Genomic DNA, 8,996 nt, shown 5'->3' with positions numbered 1-8,996 from the left:
TATTTAATATTATATCGCTCCGCTGGAGCTTCAAATGTTATTCGATTATTATAATTGCTATAAATATTTTGCTTCTCCGAAGCATTTCTTAAATACCACATTATCTTGAAACTGATTTACGCCACATTCTTTGCCAGCATTTTTGGGTGTTTTGCTCAAAAAGACTCCCTGCAGAATCCTTATTTTAAATCATACAATGATAAAATCACCACAAGTGTCTATTACTTAGACAATTCCAATAGTTTTCAGATTGCTTCAGGCAGCCAAGATCCGAAGATCTTTGTTAATCTAATTCCGAATAGAAGAGAACAGATTGGTTTTAATTTGAATTATAAAATCATTGATGTTACGATTGGTTTCGCACCTAAATTTCTTGGCGGTAACAAAGGCGATTCTCATTCCAAGCATTTTAATTTCAATACCCGTTTTTACTATAAAAAATGGATGCAGTCTTTTACTTTCATCAATCAAAAGGGATTTTATCTTAGTGATGATAATATAAATACGCAACTTCCAAGGATGAGAACCACTAAAATTGGCGGATCGACAGCTTATGTTTTTAATGACAAGTTCTCTTTTAAAACGCTGGTAAGTCAAAATGAATGGCAGACTAAAAGTTCTGGGAGTTTTATTCCGACTTTTTCATTTTATTACACCAATTTAGACTTAAATACTCCCGATTCGTCTCCCGGCGATATTTATGTATTTACTTTAGCGCCTTCTTACTTCTATAATTTCGTAATCAGCGATCGTGTTTTAATTGGAGCTGGAATTGCTTTAGGATTTGGAATTAATGATGTCAGCGGAGATACATCAGCTTTATATCAGGCTGATTTCAATTTAAAACTGGCCTATAATAAAGACCGTTTCTTTGCTTTTTCGAGTTTAAATTCGGTAACTTTTGTTCAAGATGAAAAAGTTGATCCCAGGCTGAATGATAATGTTTCAACATTAAAACTTTCGGTAGGTTATCGATTTGATCCTCCAAAAAAAGTAAAGGAAGTTTACGATAAAGTCAATAAAAAAATTGGGCTGTAAAAAACTCTCTTTCAATAAGTTCTAAAAAATGCTTAAATTAACGGGAATTTATTCCAACTAAAATTCAGTATTATGGCAAATATGAACAATGAACAATTAAATCGCATGCAATCTGGAAAGGGCTTTATTGCCGCTTTAGATCAAAGCGGCGGAAGTACTCCAAAAGCATTGGCACAATATGGAATACAGGAAAGCAGCTTCTCAAATGACGAAGAAATGTACACTTTAGTACACGAAATGAGAACGAGAATTATAAAAAGCCCTGCTTTTGACAGCGAATACATTTTAGGCGCTATTTTGTTTGAAAACACAATGGACCGTAAGATTGACGGCCTGTGGACTGCCGATTATTTATGGGAGAAAAAGCAGATTGTACCGTTTTTAAAAGTCGATAAAGGTCTTGCTGAGCTTACAAATGGTGTACAACTAATGAAACCTATTCCTAATTTGGATGAATTACTGACACGAGCGGTTGAACGAAACGTTTTTGGAACTAAAATGCGTTCTGCTATTAAAGAAGCAAATGCAGCAGGTATTCGTGAAGTTGTTGAACAGCAATTTGCTGTAGGCATTCAAATTTTTAAAAAAGGACTTATTCCTATTATTGAGCCTGAAGTAGATATTTATAGTGCAGATAAGACAAAATCTGAAGAAATTCTAAAAGAAGAAATCTTAAAACAACTAAACGCATTAGACACAGATGTAAAAGTGATGTTGAAATTATCGATTCCAACCGTTAATGATTTTTACAGCGAATTAATGTCTAACCAGAATGTCGTTAGAGTTGTGGCTCTTTCTGGCGGATATTCGAGAGAAGATGCCAACGACAGACTTGCACAAAACCATGGATTAATTGCGAGTTTCTCACGAGCATTATCTGAAGGACTTAGTGCTGACCAATCTGATAATGATTTTAACAATACGCTGAAACAAACGATAAAGGCCATTTACGATGCTTCTATTACCTAACAAATCGTTATTTAAAGCTTAAAAAAAATCCCCGAAAATTAATTTTTCGGGGATTTGTATTTTATAGCTTATTTAGAAGTCATTTCGTCAGCTAAATCTAGTGTCTGTAAAATGATATTTTTATCAGATTTTAAAGCATTCAATTTAACTGCAAAAATCAATTTGTTATTCATTAGTTTTTTAGGAGACTCAAAAGTAATATCTGAAAATTGCTTCGAGATCTTATTGTACTTCTCAAAATCAGATGCATTCGTATTTTCTGATTTACCAAAGACATTTATTGTCTCACCAATATTCAGCTTTCCGAACATATAATTTTTCTTTAAATCTTTTTTTGCTTCCACTAAAAATGATCCTTTTCCTTTACTAAAATAGTCAAGTGTGTTTGCTACCACAACAACATCTTTATCTTTGATAATAAACAAATCGCCGTATTCTTTTGTTCCTTCTATCAGGAAAGTATTTCCATTTTGAGTTAAAAATTGCTTGCGAACGCCTAACTGTAAAAGCTTATCGCCAAATGTTGGATGTGTAGAGGTAAAAATTACAGCAAAAAGCGGAACTGTTTTCTTAATCTTTTCTTCTTTTTCTATTGGCTCAAAATTTTCGTCGTAGTCGTACGATTTAGAAACTACCTCAACTTTCTTGCTATCGTACAAAAACAGGCTCAAATCACCGTCAAAAAGCTTCGCCACGGCCTCTTCATCAATAATCGTCGAGATTAAATCTGTAACTACAGCCAAATCATCTCTCTGTAACTTTGGGCTATTAAACAAATCAGTCATTAAAGATGGAATGTTTTCAAACGCTGCTTGTGTATTGATATGATAAGACATATAACCCAAAGGCTTGTTTGCAGGAAAGTAGTTAAATATGTTTTTGTTGATTTTTCTATTGCTGATTTTCCCTACAACTTCTGCAATCTGCTCTGAATATTCGATAACTTCTTCTATACGTGCATTATTGCTGTCGAAATAAAAATCAAGATTAACACCCTTTACAAAATTGCCTAAATTTTTCTGGTTTGGTAAAAACTTATCATAACCTCCAAAAACTGCCATTGGATATGAATACGAGGAATATAAGCCAGTCATAACTGCACCGTAATTTACCCATGACGAAATATCCGCAAGTGCATTTATTTTATCAGATACAGGAAGAGTAAACCCTTTTTCAAACAATGCTTTTATCATCAAATTTTGCTGTTCAGCCAGTTTTTGATTAAAGTCATCTTCTTCTTTTGTGTATGCTGCATAAGATTCCGTATCATATGAATCTTCTTCTGTTTCAGATTCTTCTACAGCCGTTGAATTATCAGCAGCTGCCGGCTCTTCAATTGATAATTCTTTATATGGTTCATCTATTGCAATTGAATCCTGAAGTGCATCTGCAGATGAGAGATCGTATCGGTTTGAGTGAAATTTCTTTGTTAATTTTAGTATTACCAAATAATTATCATTCCACGCAAATGATTCTTTTTCGTTTTTTGAGTTAAGAATGCTGAAATTTCCAAAATCTTGAATGATTGGAACTATAACCGAATCTGTATTTTTGTTAATGCTGTATTCTTGCAGTAAAAACTGTCTTGCAGCTTCTTTATTCTTTATCGGAATAGTGATTTGACAATACGGAATACTGTCTGTAAAATTTCCGTGAACGGTTAATTGCTTGTCTAAATAAAAAAGAGAGGTGTACTTACTGATGTCAAAACCTGAATTTCCATCTTTGTACTTATTCAACACAGGATGATTTAATACCTCATCGATATTTACTTTTTTTGAAAGCTGATTTCCATTAAATTGTACAAAATAGTCGTATTTATTTTGATTGTTTTGACCAAAGGTCAGATAAGTGGCGAATACTAAAAATAAGGTGCATAATTGCTTCATAAATCAGGGCGTTAATTGGATTGTATTATTCATTAATGACGATTTTTTAAGTACGCTGTACATACTTTGTTTTAAAAAAACCGTCTTTTTATTCTTTGATATTTTACTAGCAGCATTTTCAACAGATGCAATATCTTTATCGAAAGTATAAATCGCTGTTATACTGGCTTCTTCAAGATCTTTCTTTTTCTTGGGATCTTTAATTACTTTTTCGGGAACTGGATAAGAAGCGATTCGTTCAAAATTTTTAGCATTACTGCTAAAATGAATCTGATCACGTTGATTGTTAATCGTATTCACTACCGCATTCAAAGCTTTAATGTTGGCGTAATTAAGTTTGATGATGAAAATGTAATTTTCAAAATCAGTTTTGGTTGTAACATTTGAAATTCCTGCAATTTTTGAAGCTTTCACTTTAAAGTCTTCTAATTTCTGTGAGATTTCCTGTTCGTTTGGGATTTTAACTCCATCTACTTCTTCTAAAAAAATAGCGGATTTGGTTTTAAACCATGATTTCGAAAAATCGATCATCAATGTATATTCACCACTTTGGTCGTCGTGATGTTTGATTCTTTCTGTTATCTCAAAACAACTCGTCAAGAGCAAACAGCAGCAGAAAGCAAGAATTTTCTTCATTTCGCAAATTTATGCGAAATATTTTAAAAACCTACAGCAAAGGTTTCTTAAAATTCAGCTTATAAAAGCATCAATTTTTAGATAATATTAACGGATTCTACATTGGTCTAAAAGCCTAATTCTGTTGATTTTTCATTAACTTTGCGCTACTTGTTAAAAAAGTGAAATAATCTTCAAAAAAATAAAATAACAACTGCACTTTTAGAAATAAAGATGAATCAATCTGTTTTCCAAGAAATCAGGTTTAAAGTCTGAAATCTAAAATCTAAAATCTAAAATTATATGTTCCCATTACAAAGAAACCGTCGTTTGAGAACCAATGAATCAATTCGTTCTTTAGTACGTGAAACCAGTTTAAGTCCGCAGGATTTTATGCTTCCAATGTTTGTTGCTGAAGGAAAAGATGTAAAAGCAGCTATTCCGTCAATGCCGGGAATTTACCGTCATTCATTAGATAACACAATCAAAGAAGTAAAAGAAGCATGGGATTTAGGTATAAAAGCGGTAAACATCTATGTAAAAGTCAGCGATAATTTAAAAGACAATAAAGGAACTGAAGCTTGGAATAAAGACGGCTTGATGCAGCAAACTATTCGTGCCATAAAAGATGCTGTTCCAGAAATGATCGTTATGCCGGATGTAGCTTTAGATCCATATTCAATCTATGGTCATGATGGAATTATTGAAAATGGTCAATTAATCAATGATGCGACTGTTGATGCTTTAACTCGAATGAGTCTAAGTCACGCAGAAGCTGGAGCTGATTTTGTTGCTCCGAGTGACATGATGGATGGAAGAGTTCTGGCTATTAGAAAGGCTTTGGAAGAAAACGGACATCATAATGTTGGAATTATGAGTTATAGTGCTAAATATGCTTCGGCATTTTATGGTCCTTTTCGTGATGCTTTAGATTCTGCTCCAGTAGATTCTCAGAATATTCCAAAAGACAAGAAAACATATCAAATGGATTACGCTAACCGAATTGAAGGAATTCGCGAAGCATTATTAGATGTTGAAGAAGGTGCAGATATTGTTATGGTAAAACCAGGAATGGCATATTTAGACATTGTTCGTGAGGTAAAAAATGCGGTTCATGTTCCTGTTGCTGTTTACCAAGTTTCTGGTGAGTACGCTATGGTAAAGGCCGCAGCCGAAAGAGGATGGTTAGATCACGATAAAATTATGATAGAGCAACTTTATTGCATTAAGCGTGCAGGCGCTAGTATTATCTCTACATATTTCGCAAAAGAAGCTGCCGTAATTTTAAATAAATAGCATGAAAAAAGTATTATTCTTATCTGCTGTTTTAGCATTTGCTTCATGCAAAAAAGAAGCGGCCGAAAACCCAGATCATAATCCAACTGAAACGTATACTGAAGGAGAATCTGCAGAAGCCAAAACACCGGAAGCTTTAGGAAAAGAAATTTTTGAAGGAAGAGGAAACTGTACTTCTTGTCATCAAGTTGATCAAAAAGTAATTGGACCAAGCATTAAAGAAATAGCGCAGATTTACAAAGATAAAAATGCTGATATCGTTACATTCTTAAAAGGAAAAGCGGAACCAATTGTTGATCCAAGTCAATTTGCAGTTATGAAAACTAATATTCCGATAACGCAGGCAATGTCTGATGAAGAATTAAAGGCTATTGAAACGTATATCTACAGTCAATTAAAATAGTTTTATGTTCCTGTTGACATACAGTTGTCACTACCTCATTTTAAATTTACAATTCAACAAAAATGAAGTAAAATGAAAATTCAGAAATTCGATATTATTGGTATTTCGGTAAGAACCACAAACGAAAATGGTCAATCAGCTCAGGATATTCCTGCTCTTTGGAACAAATTTATGACAGAAGGAATTCAGCAAAAAATTCCAGGTAAAATTTCAGAAGAGATTTTTTGTATTTATACCGATTATGAAAAAGATCACACCAAACCTTACACGACTATTTTAGGCTGTAAAGTTGAAAGTTTAGATTTCGTACCTGAAAATATGGTTGGTAAAACAGTTGAAGCAGCTGATTATGAAAAAATTATTGCCGAAGGAAATTTGACCGAAGGTATTGTTTATAATAAATGGCTGGAGATTTGGAATTCAGATCTAGATCGTATTTTTACAGCAGATTTTGAAGTTTATGGAGAAAAAGTCCAAGACCCAAAAAATGCAGAAGTTGATATTTACATCGCAATTCGATAAGACATAAAAACAAAAACGGCGCTGAATCAGCGCCGTTTTTTTATGGATTTTATTCTTACCAGATTTTAACTCTCTTAGCAGGATCAATATACATTTTATCTCCTTTTTTAATATCAAAAGCTTGATAAAAAGCATCTACGTTCTGAATTGGCACAACTGCTCTGTACATTCCAGGAGAATGCGGATCAGTTTTAACCTGACTCTTAATTGCTTCATCTCTAGATTTTGTTCTCCAAACGGTAGCCCAAGAAATAAAGAAACGTTGTTCTGGCGTAAATCCGTCAATTAAACCAGGATTTCCGTTTGCTTTCAAATACAATTGCAACCCGTCATAAGCAGCATTGATTCCGCCTAAATCTCCAATGTTTTCCCCTAAAGTAAATTTACCATCTACGTGAATTCCAGGTAAAGGCTCTAAAGCGCTGTATTGATCTGCTAAAGCAGTTCCTAGAGCTGTAAATTGTTTTAGATCTTCTGGTGTCCACCAGTCAACAAGATTTCCATCTGCATTATAACGTGCTCCAGAATCATCAAAACCATGAGAAATTTCATGACCGATAACAGCACCAATTCCACCGTAATTAACCGCTTCATCAGCTTGGTAATTATAGAAAGGCGGTTGTAAGATTGCCGCTGGGAATACAATTTCGTTATACGATGGATTGAAATAAGCATTAACCGTTTGAGGTGACATTCCCCACTCTGTTTTATCAACTGGTTTACCCAATTTCGCTAAACTTTCTGCATAAGACCATTTTGATATGTTTTTCATGTTATCAAAATAAGTTCCGCCTTCGTTAACGTTTTTAAGTTCTAGTTTAGAATAATCTTTCCATTTATCAGGATATCCAATTTTAATGGTAAGTCTCTTTAGTTTTTCAATTGCTTTTGTCTTTGTTGGCGCAGACATCCAAGGCAATGCGTTGATTCTGTTTTCGTAAGCTAACATTACATTAGCAATCATGTTCTTTGCTTTGTCTTTTGCTTCAGCAGGAAATAATTTTTCTACATACAATTTTCCTAAAGCTTCTCCGGTAGCACCGTTAATTACCTGCAATGCCATTTCTTCACGAGGACGTTGTTTCAACGCTCCTGTAAGGGTTTTTCCGTAGAAATCAAAATTCGCTTTTTCAATATCTGTAGTCAACGTTGAAGCATTTCTGTTCAATAAAGACCATTTCAAATATTCTTTCCATGCTTCTACTTTTTTTTCCGAAAATGTTTTTTCTAAAGCAATCATATAACGTGGCTGTGCTACGTTTACTGAATCCAATTTCGTCATTCCGATTCCAGTGAAATATTTCTCCCATTGAATAGAAGGTGTATTTTTCTTTAAATCAGCAATCGCAGTTGGATTGTATTGTTTTCTGCGGTCTCTTCTTTCAACACGGTCTAATCTTGGAGCAGAAAGTTCAATTTCTAAAGCTAAAATTTGTTTTGCACTTTCTTTAGCTTTTGCAGGAGATTCTCCAATATACTGTAACATTCTCGCAACGTGTACTTCGTATTTTTCACGTTTTTCTTTTGAATCTTTATCGTCTGAATTGTAGTAATCTTTATCAGATAATCCTAAACCTCCTGGTCCTAAGTTAACGGTGTTTTTGTTACTGTTTTTAGCATCTGCTCCAACATATACTCCAAAAAAACCAATACCACCTTGCGGCTGCATTTCGATAAAGAAATTCTGAAGATCGGTAACGTTTTTAATAGCATCGATTTTCTTCAAAACAGGCTGAAGAGGCGTAATTCCATTTTTATTACGACCAACCGTATCCATAATCGTGTTAAACAAAGCAATTGCTTTACCTTGATCTGTATTTGATTTGTATTTAGGATCTTTTGATGCTTCTTTTAAAATAGCAAGCGCATCATTATCAGTCTTCTGACGCAATTCGTTAAAACTTCCCCATGAATTTCTATCACTTGGAATTTCTGTTTTGTCCAGCCAAGCTCCATTTACGTAACGAAAAAAATCATTTTTTGGGCTCACTTTCGTGTCCATATTAGAAAGATTGATTCCCGGTTCTTTCTTTTTGGCGTCTTGTGCCTGAACTGCAGTAATTGTAATCATTGCAGAAACAACACAAAACATAGGTTTTCTTAGTTGTTTAATCATTTTTATTTATGGTTTTTAGTATATATACAAACATATTGCAATTATTCTAAACTATGTATAAAATACATCAAATAATTAATTTGATGGGTGCCATTCTCTAATTAAACCTAACAGATTCAATAAAATGGACAAATGAAAATCATGATTT

The 8,996-nt window shown here is 33.7% G+C and carries 8 protein-coding genes; 5 read left to right on the top strand and 3 right to left on the bottom strand.

All coding sequences use genetic code 11. The features are described 5' to 3' along the window. Positions 1-105 precede the first annotated feature (105 nt). On the top strand, positions 106-1,038 hold the full coding sequence (locus B0A81_RS05095) for a DUF4421 family protein (protein ID WP_244281281.1): 933 nt from the start codon (positions 106-108) through the stop codon (positions 1,036-1,038). Positions 1,039-1,119: 81 nt separating this feature from the next. After that, the gene (locus B0A81_RS05090; RefSeq protein ID WP_089057021.1) at positions 1,120-2,007 is read left to right on the top strand and encodes a fructose bisphosphate aldolase; all 888 of its coding nucleotides are present in this window, start codon (positions 1,120-1,122) and stop codon (positions 2,005-2,007) included. A gap of 68 nt (positions 2,008-2,075) precedes the next feature. Here the strand turns inward: B0A81_RS05090 and B0A81_RS05085 are convergent, their stop codons facing one another. Continuing rightward, the gene (locus tag B0A81_RS05085; RefSeq protein WP_089057018.1) at positions 2,076-3,896 is read right to left on the bottom strand and encodes a hypothetical protein; all 1,821 of its coding nucleotides are present in this window, start codon (positions 3,894-3,896) and stop codon (positions 2,076-2,078) included. A 3-nt stretch (positions 3,897-3,899) separates the two neighbouring features. Continuing rightward, the gene (locus B0A81_RS05080; protein WP_089057017.1) at positions 3,900-4,532 is read right to left on the bottom strand and encodes a hypothetical protein; all 633 of its coding nucleotides are present in this window, start codon (positions 4,530-4,532) and stop codon (positions 3,900-3,902) included. Between the two features lie 282 nt (positions 4,533-4,814). Here B0A81_RS05080 and hemB point away from each other — a divergent pair, with 282 nt between their 5' ends. The 3 genes from hemB to B0A81_RS05065 all read left to right on the top strand — a co-directional run bounded on the left by hemB (position 4,815) and on the right by B0A81_RS05065 (position 6,732). Continuing rightward, entirely contained in the window at positions 4,815-5,807 is a 993-nt protein-coding gene (hemB, locus tag B0A81_RS05075) for a porphobilinogen synthase (RefSeq protein ID WP_089053472.1), read from the top strand. A gap of 1 nt (position 5,808) precedes the next feature. Continuing rightward, positions 5,809-6,210 carry a c-type cytochrome gene (locus B0A81_RS05070; RefSeq protein WP_089057016.1) on the top strand — a complete coding sequence of 134 codons (402 nt, stop codon included), beginning with the start codon at positions 5,809-5,811 and terminating at the stop codon, positions 6,208-6,210. Positions 6,211-6,282: 72 nt separating this feature from the next. Next, positions 6,283-6,732, top strand: a complete 450-nt coding sequence (locus tag B0A81_RS05065; protein WP_089057015.1) for a GyrI-like domain-containing protein — start codon at positions 6,283-6,285, stop codon at positions 6,730-6,732. Between the two features lie 55 nt (positions 6,733-6,787). On the opposite strand, the gene B0A81_RS05060 is transcribed toward B0A81_RS05065, so the two are convergent. Beyond that, the gene (locus B0A81_RS05060; RefSeq protein ID WP_089057014.1) at positions 6,788-8,848 is read right to left on the bottom strand and encodes a M13 family metallopeptidase; all 2,061 of its coding nucleotides are present in this window, start codon (positions 8,846-8,848) and stop codon (positions 6,788-6,790) included. Positions 8,849-8,996: the final 148 nt, after the last annotated feature.

The organism is Flavobacterium plurextorum (assembly GCF_002217395.1).
Classification (GTDB): Bacteria; Bacteroidota; Bacteroidia; order Flavobacteriales; family Flavobacteriaceae; genus Flavobacterium; species Flavobacterium plurextorum.
The sequence above is the reverse complement of the archived record's forward strand: the minus strand, read 5'-3'. Positions and strand labels throughout refer to the sequence as shown.